Source organism: Streptomyces sp. FXJ1.172, assembly GCF_001636945.3.
Lineage (GTDB): Bacteria > Actinomycetota > Actinomycetes > Streptomycetales > Streptomycetaceae > Streptomyces.
This window is the reverse complement of sequence record NZ_CP119133.2, coordinates 1805814-1825114: the sequence shown is the minus strand read 5'-3', so window position 1 is coordinate 1825114 and position 19301 is coordinate 1805814. Positions and strand designations below refer to the sequence as shown.

At 70.5% G+C, this 19301-nt stretch carries 17 protein-coding genes and 1 pseudogene; 14 read left to right on the top strand and 4 right to left on the bottom strand.

The window, feature by feature from the left end:
* Nucleotides 1-190: 190 nt before the first annotated feature.
* Entirely contained in the window at nt 191-1969 is a 1779-nt protein-coding gene (locus tag A6P39_RS08175) for a PucR family transcriptional regulator (RefSeq protein WP_199840751.1), read from the bottom strand.
* A gap of 276 nt (nt 1970-2245) precedes the next feature.
* On the opposite strand from A6P39_RS08175, the gene dnaK reads away from it, so the two are divergent.
* From dnaK to A6P39_RS08120, 11 genes are all read left to right on the top strand, one after another.
* Nucleotides 2246-4141 carry a molecular chaperone DnaK gene (gene dnaK / locus A6P39_RS08170; protein WP_067043061.1) on the top strand — a complete coding sequence of 632 codons (1896 nt, stop codon included), beginning with the start codon at nt 2246-2248 and terminating at the stop codon, nt 4139-4141.
* An 8-nt stretch (nt 4142-4149) separates the two neighbouring features.
* Nucleotides 4150-4758: a nucleotide exchange factor GrpE gene (locus A6P39_RS08165; protein ID WP_067043064.1), complete on the top strand. Its 609-nt coding sequence runs from the start codon at nt 4150-4152 to the stop codon at nt 4756-4758.
* Nucleotides 4759-4764: 6 nt separating this feature from the next.
* On the top strand, nt 4765-5718 hold the full coding sequence (locus A6P39_RS08160; RefSeq protein ID WP_067043067.1) for a DnaJ C-terminal domain-containing protein: 954 nt from the start codon (nt 4765-4767) through the stop codon (nt 5716-5718).
* Nucleotides 5715-6122 carry a chaperone modulator CbpM gene (locus tag A6P39_RS08155; RefSeq protein ID WP_067043070.1) on the top strand — a complete coding sequence of 136 codons (408 nt, stop codon included), beginning with the start codon at nt 5715-5717 and terminating at the stop codon, nt 6120-6122. The genes A6P39_RS08160 and A6P39_RS08155 overlap by 4 nt, the downstream gene beginning before the upstream one ends.
* Nucleotides 6113-8752, top strand: a complete 2640-nt coding sequence (clpB, locus tag A6P39_RS08150) for an ATP-dependent chaperone ClpB (RefSeq protein WP_067043073.1) — start codon at nt 6113-6115, stop codon at nt 8750-8752. The genes A6P39_RS08155 and clpB overlap by 10 nt, the downstream gene beginning before the upstream one ends.
* On the top strand, nt 8749-9195 hold the full coding sequence (gene trxA, locus A6P39_RS08145; RefSeq protein WP_067043076.1) for a thioredoxin: 447 nt from the start codon (nt 8749-8751) through the stop codon (nt 9193-9195). The genes clpB and trxA overlap by 4 nt, the downstream gene beginning before the upstream one ends.
* Nucleotides 9196-9200: 5 nt before the next feature.
* Nucleotides 9201-9464: a UBP-type zinc finger domain-containing protein gene (locus tag A6P39_RS08140; protein WP_067043161.1), complete on the top strand. Its 264-nt coding sequence runs from the start codon at nt 9201-9203 to the stop codon at nt 9462-9464.
* A complete protein-coding gene (locus tag A6P39_RS08135; protein WP_067043080.1) occupies nt 9464-11278 on the top strand; it encodes an FAD-dependent oxidoreductase in 1815 nt (604 codons plus the stop codon). The genes A6P39_RS08140 and A6P39_RS08135 overlap by 1 nt, the downstream gene beginning before the upstream one ends.
* 48 nt (nt 11279-11326) lie before the next feature.
* Nucleotides 11327-11827, top strand: a complete 501-nt coding sequence (locus A6P39_RS08130) for an Hsp20/alpha crystallin family protein (RefSeq protein ID WP_067043164.1) — start codon at nt 11327-11329, stop codon at nt 11825-11827.
* Between the two features lie 527 nt (nt 11828-12354).
* Entirely contained in the window at nt 12355-12747 is a 393-nt protein-coding gene (locus tag A6P39_RS08125) for a DUF2267 domain-containing protein (protein ID WP_067043084.1), read from the top strand.
* 365 nt (nt 12748-13112) lie between these two features.
* Entirely contained in the window at nt 13113-13436 is a 324-nt protein-coding gene (locus A6P39_RS08120; RefSeq protein WP_159395989.1) for a hypothetical protein, read from the top strand.
* Here the strand turns inward: A6P39_RS08120 and A6P39_RS08115 are convergent.
* Nucleotides 13352-13562: pseudogene (locus tag A6P39_RS08115) on the bottom strand (SpoIIE family protein phosphatase); the annotation flags it as partial. The gene A6P39_RS08120 and the pseudogene A6P39_RS08115 sit on opposite strands and share 85 nt — an antisense overlap.
* A 405-nt stretch (nt 13563-13967) precedes the next feature.
* Here A6P39_RS08115 and panD point away from each other — a divergent pair.
* Complete coding sequence (panD, locus tag A6P39_RS08110) at nt 13968-14387, top strand: aspartate 1-decarboxylase (RefSeq protein ID WP_067043087.1); 420 nt, start codon at nt 13968-13970, stop codon at nt 14385-14387.
* Nucleotides 14388-14433: 46 nt separating this feature from the next.
* Complete coding sequence (locus A6P39_RS08105) at nt 14434-14778, top strand: GNAT family N-acetyltransferase (RefSeq protein ID WP_067043090.1); 345 nt, start codon at nt 14434-14436, stop codon at nt 14776-14778.
* 347 nt (nt 14779-15125) lie between these two features.
* On the opposite strand, the gene gndA is transcribed toward A6P39_RS08105, so the two are convergent.
* Entirely contained in the window at nt 15126-16565 is a 1440-nt protein-coding gene (gene gndA / locus A6P39_RS08100) for an NADP-dependent phosphogluconate dehydrogenase (protein WP_067043095.1), read from the bottom strand.
* A 271-nt stretch (nt 16566-16836) separates the two neighbouring features.
* Here gndA and A6P39_RS08095 point away from each other — a divergent pair, with 271 nt between their 5' ends.
* Nucleotides 16837-18027, top strand: a complete 1191-nt coding sequence (locus A6P39_RS08095) for a transglycosylase family protein (RefSeq protein WP_067043098.1) — start codon at nt 16837-16839, stop codon at nt 18025-18027.
* Here A6P39_RS08095 and A6P39_RS08090 read toward each other — a convergent pair.
* Nucleotides 18017-19219 carry a DMT family transporter gene (locus A6P39_RS08090; RefSeq protein WP_067043101.1) on the bottom strand — a complete coding sequence of 401 codons (1203 nt, stop codon included), beginning with the start codon at nt 19217-19219 and terminating at the stop codon, nt 18017-18019. The genes A6P39_RS08095 and A6P39_RS08090 overlap by 11 nt on opposite strands.
* Nucleotides 19220-19301 lie beyond the last annotated feature (82 nt).

Genomic DNA, 19301 nt, shown 5'->3' with positions numbered 1-19301 from the left:
CCTTCGAGGGCTGGTGCCGAGGGCCCCGCCGATCATGGCGATGGCGGTGATGAACCAAGGCCCCGTCTTCTGGCGCGATGCGACCTCGCTGGATCAATCTGAGTAAGGGCCACCCACCCACTGCAGCGCTGTAGCAGGGCGGCCCGCCCAACTGCTACTGACACCGCTCGCGCAGAAGTTCAGTGAGGCATCAGCCGGGGCCGCCCAGCACGATCTTCCACACTCGGGTCGCCACCTGGAGGTTCAGCCGGTCTTCGACGTTCGCGAGGTCGTGGCCGCTGATGTCGCGGATGCGCTGGAGCCGATAGCGCAGCGTGCTGCGGTGGATCGCGAGGGATTCGGCGGTCTCGTCGTAATTGCCGCCGCAGTCGAAGTACCGGGACAGGGTCTCCACCATGGCCGCGTGGTGCCGGGAGTCGTAGTCGATGAGCTGCCCGAGCCACTCGTGGACGAACGTTTCCAGTTCCCGGTAATCGCTGCAGGGTCCCAGGATGCGGTAGAGGCCGAGCTCGTCGAAGAACGTCGTGCCGTAGCGCTCGCGGGACTGGCGGCGCACCTCCAGGGCGCGCTGCGCCTCCTGGTAGTGGTGGGGGATGTCGTTCAGGGAGTCGGAAGGGGCGCTCACCCCGATCGTCCCGGACCGTGTCCCGGTCTCCCGGGCGAGCGCCTCGTACAACGCGCGGGCGGGCGGCCTGTCGCCAGTGATGAGGACGACGTGGTCGGAGCGGCGGGTCAGCAGCGAGCGCATGCCCACCGCAACGGCCGCCCGACTCACGGTCTGCGCGAAGGAATCGTCGGCGGTCCGGTTCGACCACTGCACCACGACGACGTAGTGGCTGCCGTGCAGGTCATGTCCGACTGCCTCGGACCGGGCGTAGGCGCTCGGCTCGTCCGTCCCTGCCAGGAGGTCGTCGGCCAGCTCGCGGTGCAGCCTCAGCTCCACTTCGGCCAGATTGCGCAGGTGCGTCAGCTCCAGGGCGAGTGACGCGGCGGCGTGTCCAAGCGCGAGTACGGTGTGCTCGTCGGCCTCGTCCCGGGCATCGACCAGCGCCAGCACACCCAGGATCTCGCCGTGCGGGCGGATCAGGGTGAGCAGCCGGTCCCTTATCCGCACCGGCCCGGCCTCTTTGGCAACGGCGTGCAGCATTTCGTCATGGCGCACGGGGTCCGGTTCGGGATAGGGGACGGGGCGGTCGGGACCGGTCCAGGACCTCAGCCGACCGAAGCGGTCCTCGAACAGCGCGGGAAGCCCAGTGAGCCCGTGCAGTGCGCGGGTGACAGCTTCCTCACCGCCACCCGAGGCAGCGACGCTGGCCATGAGAGCGTGAACGGCTCGCTCGTAGCCCAGCTCAGCCACCACAGAGATCAGCTGCCGCTGGAGGGCTGTGCGTTCCTCCCTCAGCCGACGCAGCTCCAGCGCGTCCTCGCGTTGGCGGCGGTGTGCGAAGGCGACTGACAGTGCAGCAGCGGTGTGCCGGACGAGCAAGGCGAGCAGGGATCGCTCGGCCCTGGTGGGCCGGGAGCGGGACGTGACCACGAGATAGCCGTGGAGTCCCCCAGGTCCGCGTAGCCCCAGGGCGCGGCCCCAGAGCTTGCCGGCTACGGTCACGTTGCCGTCCTGCCCGGCCAGCTCCCGGACCCTCCGGCCCACGGCCAAGGCATGCGTCTGCCCGTTCCTCGGGCTGGGGACCAGGTCGCCGCCCACCTTGAGGTATCCGGCCTCGGCGCTGTACGGCCCCGCGGCGACTATGTGATCCATGGCCAGGCGCAGGATCTCGCCTTCGTCCGGAGCGTCGAACTGGGCGCGGGAGAGCGCGACCAGTTCGTGGAGGGCAGGGGCGGCTGGGGTGCGAGCGGGCACGCGGGCCCTGGGCGCGGCCGTGGGGCGCCGCCCGGCGCTGCCCCGCGGAAGGCTGCCCTTCCGGTCGGAGTAGCGGTGGTACAGGCTGTACGCCCGACTGCCGACCATGGGATCACTCCGTCCTTCGGAGGTGAGCAGCTTTCGCGTACCCGGTCCCGGGCCGGCTACCCGAGACGTGTGGGTTCTTTCTCTCGTACTCGTGGGGCGACCGGACCCGTGCATTCCTGACTCGCCAGGCGCAGGCGTGGAGCCACCCGGTTCGACACCCTGGGGAGTGCTCGAGACCCTCCGTGCGCACCCGTGGGAACGGCGGAGATCCCACCTCTACCTGAACGAACGTGACCCGGAGAGTCGACGCAGGCGCCGCACCGGGAGGAGTTCCTCATGGCCAAGGCAGTGGGCATCGACCTGGGCACCACCAACTCGGTGATCGCCGTGTGGGAGGGCGGCGAGCCGTCCGTCGTGCCCAACAGCGAGGGCAACCGCACGACACCGTCCGTCGTAGCCTTCACCGACACCGGGGAACGTCTGGTGGGCCAGCTGGCCCGGCGCCAGGCGATCCTCAACCCCAAGGGCACCATCTACTCGGCCAAGCGGTTCATCGGCCGGCACTTCGACGAGATCTCCGACGAGGCCAGGGCGGTGGCGTACGACGTCGTCGAGGGCGACGGCGGGGCGGCCCGCTTCAAGGTGCGCGACAAGCTGTACGCGCCTGAGGAGATCAGCGCACAGGTGCTGCGCAAACTCGCCGACGACGCGTCCAAGCAGCTGGGGGAGCGGGTCACGGAGGCGGTCATCACGGTGCCCGCCTACTTCAACGACGCTCAGCGCACCGCCACCAAGGACGCCGGACGGATCGCCGGACTGGAGGTGCTGCGGATCATCAACGAGCCGACGGCGGCTGCCCTCGCGTACGGCATGGACAAGAAGGAGCACGAGACCGTCCTCGTCTTCGACCTGGGCGGCGGCACCTTCGACGTGAGCATCCTCGACGTCGGCGACGGCGTGGTGGAGGTGCGCTCCACCGCTGGTGACAGCCACCTGGGCGGCGACGACTTCGACCGGCGTCTGGTGGACTACCTCGCGGACGACTTTCAGAAGGAGAACGGCATCGACCTGCGCAAGGACCCGCAGGCGCTGCAACGACTGTTCGAGGCGGCGGAGAAGGCCAAGACCGAGCTCAGTTCTGTGACGCAGACGCAGGTCAGCCTCCCGTTCATCACCGCCGACGCCTCGGGCCCCAAGCACCTCACCGACTCGATCATGCGGTCCACTTTCGAGCAGATCACCGGCGACCTGGTGGAGCGTTGCCTGGGACCGGTGCAGCAGGCGATGGCCGACGCGAAGGTCGGCGAGAGCGACATCGACGAGGTCATCCTCGTCGGCGGTTCCACCCGCATCCCCGCTGTCCAGACTCTGGTCCGCCGGCTGACCGGCGGCAAGGAACCCAACATGAGCGTCAACCCCGACGAGGTCGTGGCCCTGGGCGCCGCGATCCAGGCCGGGGTGCTCAAGGGCGAGGTGAAGGACGTCCTGCTGCTCGACGTCACACCCTTGTCGCTGGGCGTGGAGACGCGCGGCGGAGTGATGACGAAGATCATCGAGCGGAACACCACCATCCCGGTGCGCCGCAGCGAGACTTTCTCCACCGCCGAGGACAACCAGCCGGCCGTCGATGTGGTGGTCCTCCAGGGCGAGCGCGAGCGGGCCGCCGACAACCGGGTGCTGGGCCGGTTCCAGCTCACCGACATCCGGCCGGCGCCGCGGGGCGAACCACAGATCGAGGTCACCTTCGACATCGACGCCAACGGCATCCTCAACGTCAAGGCCCGCGACCGGGACACCGGCAAGGAACAGGGCATCACCATCAGCGAGAGTTCCAATCTGGACCGCAGTGAGGTCGAACGCATGGTCCAGGAGGCCGAGCACAACCGGGGCCAGGACCAGGCACTCCGCGAGGCCGTCGACGCCCGCAACGAACTCGACGCCGTCGCGTACCAGGTCGAGAAGCGCCTCGCAGAACTGGGCGACGCAGCGCCCGCGCACGAGAAGGCACGCGCCGAAATGCTCGTGTCCGACGCCCGGGCGGCGGTCAAGGAAGAGGCGGGCGTGGAGCGCGTGCGGCCTCTGACTTCCGAACTCCAGCAGGTGCTCGCCGGGCTGGCGGCCCATCAGGGCGCCGCCGCCACGGACGGCGGTCCCGGCCAGGACGCCGCCACCGGCGGTCCCACGGGTGGCGGTGACGATGATGTCATCGACGCCGAGTTCGACAAGGGCTGAGGCGCGCCATGCCCACCCACCCCCAGGAACCCGACCGGGCCGCGTCGGATCCGGGCGTACGGGTCCCGGAAGGCGCCGGACGCCCTCCTCGCAGGGATTTGCCCCAACCGGGCCCGCCCCGGCCCGAAGCGGCGAACGGCGAACCGGGACCCGATGCCGCCGGCCCCGCGCCTGCCGAGGACGAGTACACGACTGTGATCCAGGAACTGGAGGACCGCTGGCGGCGCGCGCTCGCCGACCTCGACAACCTTCGCAAGCGTCACGCCAGGGAACTGGAGCGCGAACGGGCGGTCGAGCGGTCCCGCACGGCGGCCGCCTTCCTGCCCGTCCTGGACAACCTCGAGCTCGCCCTGACCCATGCCGGCGCCGATCCGGGTGCGATCGTGGAGGGCGTCCGGGCCGTACGCGACCAGGCGGTGAACGTCCTCGAACTGCTCGGCTACCCGCGGCACGCGGAGACCGGCGTCGCCTTCGACCCGGCCCGGCACGAGGTGGTCGGCGTCGTCCAGGACCCCGACGCCCCACCGGGAACCGTCGTCGAGGCGCTGCGCCCCGGCTACGGGGACGGCGAACGGCAGCTCAGGCCCGCCGCCGTGACGGTCGCGAAGCGGGAGTGACCGGTCATGGCACGGGACTTCTACGAGGTGCTGGGCGTGTCGCGGACCGCGAGCCAGGACGAGATCCAGCAGGCATATCGCAAGCTCGCCCGCAAGTACCACCCCGACGTCAACAAGGACCCCGGGGCGGAGGAGCGTTTCAAGGACCTGAACGAGGCATACAGCGTCCTGTCGGACCCGAAGACCCGGGCCCGTTACGACCGCTTCGGCGAGGACTTCCGTAAGATCCCCGAGGACTTCGACGAACGGGTCGCGGCTGGCGCGGGCGGCGGCTTCCGCGCTCGGAGGACCGCAGGCGGTGGCGGTCCTCGCGTCCGGTACGCCACCGGCTTCGGCGACGACTTCGGCGCGGAGGGCATCGACATCGAGGACCTGCTCGGCTCCATGTTCGGAGCCGGCGCCGCCCGAGGCGGCGTCCCCGGAGCGGACCAGGAGGCCGAACTGCCGCTCACCGTCGAGGAGGCGTACCGAGGCGGCCGTCGCACCGTCACGCTCACCGGTCCCACGGGGCAGCCGCGGCGGTACGAGGTCGACGTGCCGCCGGGTGTCACCGACGGGCAGCGCATCCGGCTGGCGGGTGAGGGTGGCCGGGGCAGTGGTGACGCCGCCGCGGGCGACCTGTACCTGCGGGTGCGTATCCAGCCCCACCCCCGGTTCCGGCTGGACGGCCGTGACGTGCACGTCCAGGTCCCGGTCGCCCCCTGGGAGGCGGCCCTGGGTGCGACCGTGCCGGTGCCCACCCCCGGCGGCGGCACGGCCAAGGTCACGGTGCCCGCGGGCTCGTCCAGCGGCCGGCGGCTGCGGCTGCGCGGCGAAGGCATGCCGAACCCGCGAGGCGCGAACGGCGACCTGTACGCCGAACTCCGTGTCATGGTGCCGCCCGCCCTCGGCGACCGGGAGCGCGAACTGTTCGAGGAGCTCGCCGCCACCTCCTCGTTCGACCCCAGGAGGACGCGATGAACAACCGACCCGCGGGAGCGGCAGGCATCGGCCGGGCCGGCGTGGGCGACCGTCCGGTACGGACGGGCGCCGACGTCACAGCCTCGGCGGCTGTCCGGTACGCGCTCGTGCCTGTCCCCAGGATCTCGCTGGACGCCGTGGCCCGTCGCTCGGGCCTCCACCCAGATCTGATCCGCCGGTTCGTCGCCCTCGGCCTGGTCGACGCCGAGCGCGACGCCGCGGGGCACTTGGTGTTCGACCCCACGGCCCCGGCGGTCCTCGCCCGCATCCAGCGGCTGCGCTCCGGACTCTGCCTCAACTACGCATCCATCGGCCTGGTGCTGGACCTGCTGGACCGCATCAGCCTGCTCGAAGCCGCCCTGCGCCGCGCCGGCACGAGGAGTGAAACACCCCCATGGACATGAACAGTCTCACCCAGAAGTCCCAGGAAGCCCTCCAGGCGGCCCAGAGCGCGGCCGTCGGCATGGGGCAGACCGAGGTCGACGGGGAACACCTGCTGCTCGCGCTTCTAGATCAGGAGGACGGTCTGATCCCACGGTTGCTGCAACAGGCCGGCACCGAGCCGAAGGAGCTGCGCGCGGCCGTGCGCGAGGAACTCTCCCGCCGCCCGAAGGTCACCGGTCCCGGCGCGGCACCCGGCCAGGTCTTCGTCACTCAGCGCCTGTCCCGCCTGCTCGATGCCGCCGAGCGGGAGGCCAAACGCCTCAAGGACGAGTACGTGTCGGTGGAGCACCTCCTGCTCGCCCTGGCCGAGGAGGGCTCGGCGACCGCCGCCGGACGCCTGCTCAAGGAGCACGGTGTGACCCGGGATTCGTTCCTGAGCGCGCTCACCCAGGTCCGCGGCAACCAGCGCGTCACCTCCGCCAACCCCGAAGTGGCCTATGAGGCTCTGGAGAAGTACGGCCGCGACCTGGTCCTCGAGGCTCGGTCCGGGCGGCTGGACCCGGTCATCGGCCGTGATGCGGAGATCCGCCGCGTCACCCAGATCCTCAGCCGCAAGACCAAGAACAACCCCGTCCTCATCGGCGATCCCGGCGTCGGCAAGACCGCCATCGTCGAGGGCCTGGCCCAGCGCATCGTTCGCGGCGATGTCCCCGAGGGCCTGCGCGACAAGACGGTGTTCGCCCTCGACATGGGCTCCCTGGTCGCCGGCGCCAAGTACCGCGGCGAGTTCGAGGAACGCCTCAAGGCCGTGCTGTCCGAGGTGAAGGCCGCCCAGGGGCGCATCCTGCTCTTCATCGACGAACTCCACACCGTCGTAGGCGCGGGCGCCGCCGAAGGGGCCATGGACGCGGGCAACATGCTCAAGCCGATGCTCGCCCGCGGCGAACTCCACATGATCGGCGCCACCACCCTCGACGAGTACCGCAAGCACATCGAGAAGGACGCCGCCCTCGAACGCCGCTTCCAGCAGGTCCTGGTCGACGAGCCGAGCGTGGAGGACACCATCTCCATCCTGCGCGGACTGCGCGAACGCCTCGAGGTCTTCCACGGCGTGAAGATCCAGGACACCGCACTGGTCTCCGCGGCCACCCTCAGCCACCGCTACATCACCGACCGGTTCCTGCCCGACAAGGCCATCGACCTCGTCGACGAGGCGTGCGCCCGGCTGCGCACCGAGATCGACTCGATGCCCGCCGAACTCGACGAGATCACCCGCCGCGTCACCCGCCTGGAGATCGAGGAGGCGGCCCTGTCCAAGGAGACCGACCCCGCCAGCAAAACTCGCCTGGAGGAACTGCGCAAGGAACTGGCCGACCTGCGCGGCGAGGCCGACGCCAAACATGCCCAGTGGGAGGCCGAACGGCAGGCCATCCGCCGCGTGCAGGAACTGCGCCAGGAACTGGAGCAGGTCCGCCACGAGGCGGAGGAGGCCGAACGCGCCTACGACCTCAACCGCGCCGCCGAACTCCGCTACGGCCGCCTCCAGGACCTGGAGCGCCGGCTGAAGGCCGAGGAGGAGCAACTGGTCACCAAACAAGGGCAGAACCGGCTGCTTCGCGAGGTCGTCACCGAGGAGGAGATCGCCGAGATCGTCGCCGCCTGGACCGGCATCCCCGTCGCCCGTCTCCAGGAGGGCGAACGCGAGAAGCTGCTGCGCCTCGACGAGATCCTGCGCGAGCGGGTCATCGGCCAGGACGAGGCCGTCAAACTCGTCGCCGACGCCATCATCCGCGCCCGCTCCGGCATCCGCGACCCGCGCCGCCCCATCGGCTCGTTCATCTTCCTCGGCCCCACCGGCGTCGGGAAGACCGAGCTGGCCAAGACCCTCGCGGCGGCCCTGTTCGACTCCGAGGAGAACATGGTCCGCCTCGACATGAGCGAGTACCAGGAGCGGCACACCGTCAGCCGGCTCATGGGCGCACCACCCGGATACGTCGGCTACGAGGAAGGCGGCCAGCTCACCGAGGCCGTACGCCGCAAGCCGTACTCGGTCGTGCTGTTCGACGAGATCGAGAAGGCGCACACCGATGTCTTCAACACCCTGTTGCAGGTCCTCGACGACGGCCGCATCACCGACTCCCAGGGCCGAACCGTCGACTTCCGTAACACCGTGATCATCATGACGTCGAACATCGGCTCCGAGCACCTCCTCGACGGCGCCACCGCCGAGGGCGAGATCAAGCCCGACGCCCGCGCCCTGGTGATGGGCGAGCTGCGCGGGCACTTCCGCCCGGAGTTCCTCAACCGCGTCGACGACATCGTGCTGTTCAAGCCGCTCGGTGAGCGGCAGATCGAGCGCATCGTGGAGTTGCAGTTCGACGAACTGCGCCGCCGCCTCGCCGAACGCCGCATCACCGTCGAACTCACCGATGCTGCCCGGGAAGTGATCGCCCACCAGGGCTACGACCCGGTGTACGGGGCCCGGCCGCTGCGCCGCTACATCTCCCACGAAGTCGAGACGATGGTCGGGCGCGCCCTTCTGCGCGGTGACGTCCAGGACGGCGCGACGGTCCGCGTCGACGCCGAACACGGAGAGCTGGTGGTCACCTACGACCAGCCCGAGGACGTGAAGGGAGCGCGGGCGGCATGAGCACGATGCAGGCGACGACCGTCAGGTGTCCCAACTGCGGGCGCACCAACCGGGTGCCCGTGGCCGCGGAGGGCCGCCCCAGGTGCGGCCACTGCAAGCAGCCTCTGCCGTGGATGGTGGACGCGGGCGACGACGACTTCACCGAGGTCGCCGAGAGGGCCGACGTCCCCGTCGTGGTCGACCTGTGGGCCACCTGGTGCGGCCCCTGCCGCATGGTCAGCCCCGCACTGGAGAAGGTCGCCACCGATCTCGCCGGCCGAATCAAACTCGTCAAGGTCGACGTCGACAAGAACCCGCGACTGTCGCAGCGTTTCGAGGTCCAGGCCGTACCGACACTGCTGATCCTCGACCAGGGCGAGACGGTCGCCCGGCAGGCGGGGGCGGCGCCCGCCCCCGCTCTGCGCCAGTGGGTGGAACAGTCGATCACCGCCCGGAAAGGGTGATCCGGATGACCCTGCACGCAGACCCCCACCTCACGCTCGTCCGGCCGGTCCAGCCGCTGACCCCAGAAGGGTGCCAGGAGTGTCTGATGCTCGGCTCCCCGTGGGTCCACCTGAGGCTCTGCCTGACCTGCGGGCACGTCGGCTGCTGCGACTCCTCGCCGAACAAGCACGCGCGCAGGCACGCAGCTGCCGACGCTCATCCGATCGTGCAGTCGTTCCAGCCCGGCGAGGAATGGCGCTGGTGCTACGTTCACGAGGCGTTCGTCTGATGTCCGGCGACCAGTCGCTGCCGGGCGAAGCACCGCTGCCGGAGAAAGCGGACGAGGCCGCCTTCTGGGAGACCCCGGACATCTACGGCGCGTATCCGCGCCTCACGGAGGACCAGATAGCACGTCTGGCGGAGCACGGGCAACGCCGGAACATGGCTCCGAACGACGTGCTGATCCGGGAGGGGGAGCGCTGCGACACGTTCTTCGTCGTCCTCAGCGGTACCGTCGCCGTCGTCGAGGACTACGGCACTCCCGAGGAGCACGTGCTGCGCGTGCACGGCCCCGGTCGCTTCATCGGCGAACTCGGCCTGCTGTACGGACAAGTGGCCTTCTACACCGCTGTCGCAAGGGAGCCGGGCGAGGTCCTCGTCGTCTCCTTGGACCAGTTGCGCCACCTGGTGTCCCAGGACTCCACCATCGGGGACATCGTGCTGCGTGCCTGTCTGTGCCGTCGCGCGCTGCTCGTCGGACAGGGCGCCGGCTTCCGCATCATCGGCTCGCGCTACTCGCCCGACACCAGACGGCTGCGCGAGTTCGCCGTCCGCAACCGGCTGCCGCACCGCTGGATCGACCTGGAGACCGACGAGGAGGCCGAGGAACTGCTGCGCCGCTTCGGCGTCGGCCCGGCGGAGACACCACTCGTCATCTGGCGGGACACCACCCTGTTGCGCAACCCCAGCAACGCGGAACTGGCCCGGCTCATCGGCCTGCCGTCACTACCCGCCGGAAACCGTCACGGCGACGTCCTCATCGTGGGCTCCGGACCCGCCGGCCTCGCTGCCGCGGTGTACGCCGCCTCCGAGGGCCTGAGCACCACGGTGGTGGAGGCGATGGCCACCGGCGGCCAGGCCGGCACGTCGTCCCGCATCGAGAATCTGCTCGGCTTCCCATCCGGCATCTCCGGCGCCGAACTCACCGAACGCGCCGTGCTCCAGGCCGACAAGTTCGGCGCCAGGATCAGCATTCCGCTGGAGGCGACCGGTCTCCATCCCAAGGACGACGACCACTACGTGGTGGCGTTCGCCGACGGCAGCGAGATCGCCGCCCGCGCCGTCGTCCTGGCCATGGGTGCCCGCTACCGCCGGCTTCAGGTGCCCGGCATCGAACGCCTGGAGGGAACGAGCGTGCACTACTCGGCGACCGTCTACGAGGCCCAGCAGTGCCGCACCGATCCGGTGGCCGTCGTCGGCGGAGGCAACTCGGCGGGCCAGGCGGTGCTGTTCCTCGCCGGGTACGCGCCGAAGGTGCACCTGCTGGTCCGAGGAGCCAGCCTTGAGGCCAACATGTCCCGCTACCTGGTCGACCAGGTCGAGCGCCATCCGCGGGTGGAGGTCATGCTGCACACCGAGGTCACCGAGGTCATCGGCCAGGAAGTGCTGGAGGAGCTCGACGTGGTCGACAACCGCACGGGCGGGCACCGCCGGCTCGCGGTACGGAGCCTGTTCGTCTTCACCGGCGCCGAACCTCACACCGAGTGGCTCGCAGGCATCATCGCCCTCGACTCCCGCGGCTTCGTCCTCACCGGGCCGGAGGCCCAGGAAGCCTGTGCCTCCCCCGAGGTGTGGCACGGCCGCGGACGCTCGTGCATGACCCTGGAGGCCAGCCTGCCCGGGGTCTTCGCGGTAGGGGACGTCCGCAGCGGCTCGGTGAAGCGGGTGGCCTCCGCGGCCGGTGAGGGCGCGATGGCCATCCACTTCGTGCACCGGCACCTGGGGCACTCGGCCGTACCCGGCACCACGGGCACGTCAGCTGTCGCGGGCCACTCGGACGTCTCCCCACGCATACGTCACAAGGAGTCCGCATGGCTCGCATGACGAATGGCGGACGATGAGATCACGAGAAGGAAGAAGGAGGCGATGGCGATGGCCATGCCCGTCCGGCGCCACCGCGGTGGCGGCCTGCAGGAACGGCCCGTCTGGGCACCCACCCCTCTCAATCCCCTGGTCGAGTTCGACGAATTGCTCAACCAGATGAGCGGCCTGCTGGAGTCGACGGTGGGCGCGGCACCCGCGGGTGCGTGGACGCCTCTCGCGGACGTGTCGGAGTCCGAGGACGCGTTCCACATAGAGATCGAACTCCCCGGTGTGAAGAGCAAGGACATCGACGTAGAGGCCAGCGGTCCCGAACTCGTGGTCACCGGAGAGATCAAGGAGCGGGAGCGCAAGGGCGTCCTGCGCCGCAGCACCCGCCGCGTCGGAGCCTTCGAGTACCGTTTGCGACTGCCCGGAGAATTGGACACCCACAAGATCAAGGCTGAGATGCAGGACGGAGTGCTCAGCATCACCGTCCCCAAGGCCGACGTCGCAAAGCCGCGACACGTCGAGATCACCGAGACGAGTGGAAGCACCGAGAGCACCGGCTGAGACGCGAGCGCCGCGATTCCGGTCACCCATCCGGCGCTGCGGCCGGGCCGGCGAGGCTCGACACCCCTCACGGCGGCGGAGAAACGCGCTACGTGGCTCCCCACCGTTGGCGGTTCTTCCTGCTGGTCTCGCTGACCTTCTTCATGGCCTACGCGGGAGCGAACTCGGCCTGTCTGACGGTTACCGCCCGGGCACCGGACCGGGCAGCACCCTGTACTCGCTGAGGATGGCCGGCACCGCGGGCACGGCAGGTCGTACGTCCGCCATGGCCGGACAACACCTCGACGACGAGGTCGAACAGATAACCCACGCGCTCCAAGAAGCCGGCCCGACGAGCGGCGACCGACTCGAACAAGCGGTGGGCGGCCGTTCCTGGGGCCCCCGGCGCCTCCGCCGTGCCCTGCGTGAGTCTCGGGCCAAGGGCCTTGCGAACGGCAGCTGCGCGCCGGCGGACGGACCCGGCCGGCCCGACGGCGCACCGGGCGACCCTCATGACCAGCGGTGACCAAGGCAGAAGGAAGTCAGCTATGAAATACGACGGATTCCTCGCCCGTGTGCGCGAGCGAGGCGAATACAACGACCAGGACGAAGCCGCGGACGTCACCAACGCCGTGCTGGAAGTGCTGGCCCAACGGATCAGCCCGGGAGAGGTCAAGGACCTCGCATCCCAGCTGCCCGGCCCGCTGGGACAAGTCCTGGACCATGCCGCGCCGCAGCAGGCGCGAAGCTTCGGGATCGAAGAGTTCTACCGCCGGGTCGCCGAGCGCACCCATGCCCGGCCGCGTACGGCGCAGTGGGACGCCAGCGCGGTCCTGACCACCGTCGCCGACGCTGTCACCGGCGGAGAGCTGAATCAGATCATCAGCCAGCTCCCCTCCAGTTACGCGGTCCTGTTCGGCAAGGCCGACCTCGCGGACTGAGTCCGTGAGGCGCGGTGGTTGCTGAGCGTGATGATCGTCTGACAGTTCTATGGGATGGATTTTCGTGTTCTGCTGCCGAAGTGTGAGGGGTTCGGAACGCTCTGTCCGGAACTTCCGGAAGGCGGCCGTGGATGACGTGGCATGGAGGGGACCGCTCGCATTCCGTCGGTTCCCCTGAGCAGTGCCGGCATCGGACGGTCCGCCGAGCACGCCTGCGACGGCGGGCAGCGCAGGCCCTGTCGTTGTCCAGCGGACAGCCGGCCCAGCAGTCCGGCCCGATGGCTGGCTCCTCCAATGCGGCGCCAACCTGGACCAGGTCATGTCCGCCATCTTCGGACACCGCCATACCCCGGCTGAACGAAGGAGTGACCGGCCTGATCCGCCAGGCGCCCGACGAACTGCCGGAGGCACTGGAGGTCGTGGGGGATCTCAACCCGGCGCAACGCCGCAAGAGCGTCGTGGATCAGTTCCCGCCGGACGTCATGGCGGCCGGCTACGAGACGGTGTATCTGCGGCCGGCCACCACAGAACCCAAGCCTTCGGCAGCATCGCGTCTGCGTCCTAGCAGTGCCGACGCCACGGCTGCATCCTCCGGCTCTTGCGGTCACGGATCAGGGGGCTGGCACTCGAACATCAAAATCGTGGCGTCGTCGCCGACTTTGTTGTGTCGATGCTCGAGGATGGCATGAATGAGCAGGCGCAGCACTTCTGGGTCGCTTCTGCCCCGCTGCGGTCGACCGGATGATGTAGTCGGTGAAGCGCTCCAGGCCGAACTCTTCGCCTGCCTCGCCGCGTGACTCTACGAGACCATCTGAGGATTTGAGTCCCACGCCGTCACGCTGGTGGCGTCGCTCATCCTCGGCAAGGCGGCTTTCGGCCCGTCCGGCCTGGTGTTTCCCCTGCTCGTGCCTGCGATCGGCGTGGTCACGGCGGTCATCGGCGTCCTGACCGTCACCCCGCGCCCCCGACTTCTCATAACTGACGTACCGTCAAGTAAGTCGGCGTCTGATCAGCATCAATCCCCAGAGGGTCTTCCTGGCAGACGTCTGATCGGCGGCGTCACAACAGCCTGGCTCGCACGGAAGCGCAGGCAGGGAGCCTTCTTCTCACAGTGGACCGATGTTGTTCACGATCTTCGAGTCCGACGCGTGCCAGTGTAGAGTGAAAACTGCCCTTGACCTGCACAAAGCAGGCAGGGAGCCGTCTTCTAGGAGTCCAAAGTGCTGCGCACTCTGTTCAAGTCCAAGATCCACCGGGCCACCGTCACCCAGGCCGACCTGCACTACGTGGGATCGGTGACCATCGACGCCGACCTCCTCGACGCCGCCGACCTGCTGCCCGGCGAGCTTGTGCACATCGTCGACATCACCAACGGTGCCCGCCTCGAGACGTACGTCATCGAGGGCGAGCGCGGGTCCGGGGTCGTCGGGATCAACGGCGCGGCCGCCCATCTCGTGCACCCCGGGGACCTCGTGATCATCATCAGTTACGCTCAGGTCACCGACGCCGAGGCGCGGGAGCTGCAGCCGCGGGTCGTGCACGTCGACGCCGGCAACCGGATCGTGTCCCTCGGCGCCGACCCGTCCGAGCCGGTGCCCGGCACGGACCAGCAGCGCAGCCCGCAGGCCCGCCCGGCCTGACCGGACCGGCCCCCGGGCAAGGACCAGACCAGGAGCGTGTGAGCCCATGAGCGAGATCGAGATCCGCGACGACCGGGCGGCGGGCCGCCTGGAGGCCGTCGGCGAGGGCGAAGTCGTCGGCCGTATCGAGTACTTCGTACTGGAGGCGCCCGAGCGCGCCCTGGTCCCGGTCCACACCGTCGTCGAGCCCGCCCATGAGGGCAAGGGTATCGCCGGCTCCCTCGCCCGCGAGCTGTACGCCCTCGCCGAGCGCGAGGGCGTCCCGGTGGCCCCGCTGTGCCCGTACGTCGTCAAGTGGGCCGAACGCCACCCCGAGGCCGCCCCGCCGGCCGGCCCGGAGCTGCTGTCGGCCGCGAAGCAGTGGCTGCGGGACCACCCCGGCCGCTTCTGAGCACACCGCTCGCCCTGTCGGGTGAGTGAGGGGGGTGGCACCGGGCAGGCGTGGGATGAGTCCATTGAGCCGACGACGTCCCGCGCTGCCCGGAGGATCCCATGACGACACCGGACCCTTACCCGACCCCGGTCCCACCCCCGCAGCCCCCGCCCGGCCCCACCCCGCCCGAGCCGGGGCCCCAGCCCCCACCACCCCCGCCACCTCCGGCCCCGGTCCCACCGGAACCGTCACCGTCCCCGATCCCCCCTGGCCCCGAGCCGGCACCGAACCCCGAGCCCGGTCCGCCGCTGACATGAAGAATCCGGCGCTGAGCGCCGGATTCTCAGGATTTTCAGGGGCGCCGACTACGCGGGGACCTCCGAGCGGTCACCGCCCCACAGGGTGTGGAACGCCCCGTCCTGGTCCACCCGCCGATACGTGTGCGCCCCGAAGAAGTCCCGCTGCCCCTGCGTCAGAGCCGCCGGAAGGCGCTTTGCCCGCAGCGCGTCGTAGTACGCCAGCGCCGCCGAGAACCCCGGCGTCGGCACACCCTGCCGCACCGCCGCGATCACCACCTCGCGCCAGTCGTCCTGTGCGCCCGCGATCTCCCGCGCGAACGTCTCGTCCGACAGCAGGCTCGGCAGATCGGCGCGGGCGTCGTACGCGGCGCGGATGCGGTCCAGGAAGGCCGCCCGGATGATGCAGCCGCCGCGCCAGATCGAGGCCACCGCACCGAGGTCGATGTCCCAGCCGTACTCCTCGCTGCCCGCGGAGATCTCGTGGAAGCCCTGCGTGTACGACACGATCTTGGACGCGTACAGCGCCTGCTCCACCCGGTCGGCGAAGGCCTGCGCCTCCGCCTTGCCGAGCGGCGTCGCCTTCGGGCCCGCGAGTCCCTGCGAGGCCGCACGCAGCTTCGCGTGCCCGGACAGCGAGCGCGCGAAGACCGCCTCGGCGATGCCGGACACCGGAACGCCCAGGTCGAGGGCGATCTGCACCGTCCAGCGGCCGGTGCCCTTCTGCTCGGCCTGGTCGACCACGACGTCCACGAACGGCTTGCCGGTGGCCGCGTCCACGTGGGACAGCACCTCGGCCGTGATCTCGATCAGGTACGAGTCCAGCCGGCCCTGGTTCCAGGTGCGGAAGATGCCGGCGATCTCGGCGGGGGAGTACCCGGCGACGTCGCGCAGCAGCTGGTAGGCCTCGCCGATCAGCTGCATATCGGCGTACTCGATGCCGTTGTGGACCATCTTCACGAAGTGCCCGGCGCCGTCGGGGCCCACATGCGTCACGCAGGGCGCGCCGTCCTTCGCCTTCGCGGAGATCTTCTCCAGCATCGGGCCCAGCGAGTCGTACGACTCCTTCGGGCCGCCCGGCATGATGCTCGGCCCGTGCAGCGCGCCCTCCTCGCCGCCGGACACGCCCATGCCGACGAAGTGGATGCCCTGCTCGCGCATGGCCTTCTCGCGGCGCCGGGTGTCCGCGAAGTGGGCGTTGCCGCCGTCGATGATCATGTCGCCGGGCTCCAGCAGCGGCGCGAACTCCTCGATCACCGCGTCCGTCGGCGCACCGGCCTTGACCATGATCACCAGTCGGCGCGGGCGCTCGAGCGCCGCCACGAACTCCTCGGCGGTCTCGGCCGGGATGAAGTCCCCCTCGGTGCCGAATTCCTCCACCAGCGCCTTCGTCCGCGACACCGTACGGTTGTGCACGGCGACCGTGTAGCCGTTGCGGGCGAAGTTCCGGGCGAGGTTGCGCCCCATGACCGCGAGGCCCGTGACACCGATCTGCGCTGAAGTGCTCATGCCGCCTGCTCCCTGGTTGCCTCGTGACTACGGCTCCGTCAGTACGGGTCCTCGCCCATCCTGACGTGCCACCGTGGCGAGCGCACATCAGACCCGCCAGGCTTGAGTACGCGTCGACGGCACCGGATGCCTCAGTCCTGTGTGGATCACGTCAAGAAGCGGCCGGTCCCAGCCAGTTGGGTGATGCGAGAGGCCGGATTTCCGTCTTGTCATGGCCTGTTCGGGGCGCTTAGTTTTGCCCCTCCTGACGCATGCCGAGGGGACATCGGACATGGCCGTACGCGGCCGGCATCGCCGGTACCAGCCGAACAGGATCAACCGCGCCTCACTCACGGTCACGGCGGGCGGCGCCGGACTCGCGATCCCGCTGGTCGCCGCCGGCACGGCCGACGCGGCTGACGCCTCCACCTGGAACAAGGTCGCCGCCTGCGAGTCCAGCGGCGACTGGAGCATCAACACGGGCAACGGCTATTTCGGCGGGCTGCAGTTCACCCGGTCCACCTGGGAGGCCTACGGCGGCACCCGGTACGCGCCGCGCGCCGACCTCGCGACCCCAGACCAGCAGATCGCCGTTGCCGAGCAGGTCCTCGACGGGCAGGGGCCCGGTGCCTGGCCGGTCTGCTCGGTGCGGGCGGGACTGACCCGCGGCGACAGCGGCCCCGGTGTGCACACGGACGGCGCCGCGACCCGGCCCGTACCGGCCGGGGAGAAGACCTCCGCAGCGGACGTACGGCCGCAGACCACCCCGCAGTCCCGGGCCGGCCGGGCCGAGATGTACACGGTGGTGCACGGCGACACCCTCTCCGGTATCGCCGACGAGCACCATGTCCGCGGCGGCTGGCGCGGGCTCTACGCCGGCAACCGCCGCACGATCGGCGCCGACCCCGACCTGATCCTGCCGGGCCAGCGGCTCAGCCTGCACGGCATGGCGGCCCCCGGCACCAAGTCCCCGACGCGGGAGGCTCCTTCGGAGCACAAAGCCGCGCACAAGAACGAACACAAGACCGGACACAAGTCCGGGCACAAGACCGCACCGCACCGGACCGGCAGCACCGGCCGCACGCTCGTCGCTCCCGTCGACGCACCCATAGGCACCGGCTACCACGTGGCCGGCTCGCACTGGTCGAAGGGTTACCACACCGGCGTCGACTTCCTCGTGCCGACCGGTACCTCCGTGCAGGCCGCCGAGGCCGGGCAGGTGGTGGCCGCGGGCTGGGGCGGCGCCTACGGCTACCAGGTGGTGCTCCGCCACGCCGACGGCCGCTACACCCAGTACGCCCACCTGTCGGCCATCTCCGTACGGATCGGGCAGAGCGTCGACGCCGGCCGGCGCATCGGCCGTTCCGGGGCCACCGGAAACGTCACCGGCCCGCACCTGCACTTCGAGGTGCGGACCGGACCCGGCTTCGGTACGGACATCGACCCGCTCGCCTATCTGCGGGCCGGCGGCGTCAGGATCTGACGCGCGTACGGCCGCTGTCCAGGACGGGCAGGGGCAGCAGGGCGCTCGCGAAGATCGCCGTGTACGGCACGGCGCGCACCCGGAGGGCGGCCGGTTCGCCGCCCTCGGCCTCGGGCCCGCCGCCACCCGTGGCGGGCCCCGGGCCGCCGCCCGGAGCCCGCTCGAGGCCGTCGCCCGGCGGCGGTGACAACAGGTCGCGCAGGGCCGGTTGGCCGAGCCCGCCGCCGTCCTGGACGGTCGCGGGCCGCTCGGCCTCGGCCGGGGCCGCGACGCGCTGCTGCGGCAGGCCGGAGAGCGCTTCCGGCACGGTGGCGGCCGGGTCCGCGGCGGGCGCGGCGGGCTCCGTCGCGGCGGACGTCCCCGTGCGCTCGATCCGCTCCGTGGTCAGCATGACCAGACCGCCCGCCGCCACCACCCCGCAGGTCACGGCGAGCAGGGTGCCCAGGTCGCCGTAGCGGAACGTCTCGCCGAACATCAGGATGCCGACGGCGGCCGCCAGCACCGGATTGACCACGGTGAGCGTGGCCAGCGGGGCGGCGAGGCCGCCGCCGCGGTAGGAGGCCTGGGACAGCACGACACCCGCGGCCGCGAACAGGCCGATCACGGCGAGCGAGGGCACATCGCCCCAGTCGACGCCGTGGGTCCAGTCCTCGGCGACGGTCTTGGTGAACACCGACGACATGCCGAAGGCGATGCCGGAGGCGGTGGCGATCAGCACGCTGCGCACCGCCGGATGGCGGTGCGCGGCCAGCCCCGCGACCGTGAGCGCCGCCACCGCGCCGCCGGTGACCAGCGCGACCGCCACCCGCTGGGCCGTGTCGAGGGAGTGCGAGTCGGAGGAACCGACCACCGACAGCAGGCCGGCGAGGCCCACCGTGGCCATGACGGCACCGCGCCAGGCGGTCGCCCCGGCCCGGCGGCCGACGAACAGCGCCGCCATGGGCAGCGCGAAGACGATGGTCAGCGCGCCGAGCGGCTGGACGAGGCTGAGCGGGCCGTAGGCCAGCGCGACCACGTGCAGCACGCCGCCGAGACCGTTGAGCGCCAGCGCCCCCCACCAACTCGGGCGGCGCAGCGGCATGTACGTGCTGTCGGGAGAGGACACCGCGACCTGCTCCTGCACGATCGCGCCGCCCGCGTAGGCGAGGGCGGACACGACCGACAACAGCACGGACAGCGCGAGAGCGCTCATCGGCGTCTCCCCTGCGTGAGACGGGGGTTCTGTGCCCGGTGCGGCGTACGGACGGCATCCATGTCCAACACTCTGCCCGTCC

Excerpts from the sequence above, each read along its gene's own strand:
- A6P39_RS08160 (WP_067043067.1), top strand. The coding sequence starts at position 4,765 with ATGGCACGGGACTTCTACGAGGTGCTGGGCGTGTCGCGGACCGCGAGC.
- A6P39_RS08165 (WP_067043064.1), top strand. The coding sequence starts at position 4,150 with ATGCCCACCCACCCCCAGGAACCCGACCGGGCCGCGTCGGATCCGGGC.
- dnaK (WP_067043061.1), top strand. The coding sequence starts at position 2,246 with ATGGCCAAGGCAGTGGGCATCGACCTGGGCACCACCAACTCGGTGATC.
- A6P39_RS08175 (WP_199840751.1), bottom strand. The coding sequence starts at position 1,969 with ATGGTCGGCAGTCGGGCGTACAGCCTGTACCACCGCTACTCCGACCGG.
- gndA (WP_067043095.1), bottom strand. The coding sequence starts at position 16,565 with ATGAGCACTTCAGCGCAGATCGGTGTCACGGGCCTCGCGGTCATGGGG.
- A6P39_RS08125 (WP_067043084.1), top strand. The coding sequence starts at position 12,355 with ATGAAATACGACGGATTCCTCGCCCGTGTGCGCGAGCGAGGCGAATAC.
- A6P39_RS08105 (WP_067043090.1), top strand. The coding sequence starts at position 14,434 with ATGAGCGAGATCGAGATCCGCGACGACCGGGCGGCGGGCCGCCTGGAG.
- A6P39_RS08155 (WP_067043070.1), top strand. The coding sequence starts at position 5,715 with ATGAACAACCGACCCGCGGGAGCGGCAGGCATCGGCCGGGCCGGCGTG.
- A6P39_RS08135 (WP_067043080.1), top strand. The coding sequence starts at position 9,464 with ATGTCCGGCGACCAGTCGCTGCCGGGCGAAGCACCGCTGCCGGAGAAA.
- A6P39_RS08095 (WP_067043098.1), top strand. The coding sequence starts at position 16,837 with ATGGCCGTACGCGGCCGGCATCGCCGGTACCAGCCGAACAGGATCAAC.
- clpB (WP_067043073.1), top strand. The coding sequence starts at position 6,113 with ATGGACATGAACAGTCTCACCCAGAAGTCCCAGGAAGCCCTCCAGGCG.
- A6P39_RS08130 (WP_067043164.1), top strand. The coding sequence starts at position 11,327 with ATGGCCATGCCCGTCCGGCGCCACCGCGGTGGCGGCCTGCAGGAACGG.
- A6P39_RS08090 (WP_067043101.1), bottom strand. The coding sequence starts at position 19,219 with ATGAGCGCTCTCGCGCTGTCCGTGCTGTTGTCGGTCGTGTCCGCCCTC.
- trxA (WP_067043076.1), top strand. The coding sequence starts at position 8,749 with ATGAGCACGATGCAGGCGACGACCGTCAGGTGTCCCAACTGCGGGCGC.
- A6P39_RS08140 (WP_067043161.1), top strand. The coding sequence starts at position 9,201 with ATGACCCTGCACGCAGACCCCCACCTCACGCTCGTCCGGCCGGTCCAG.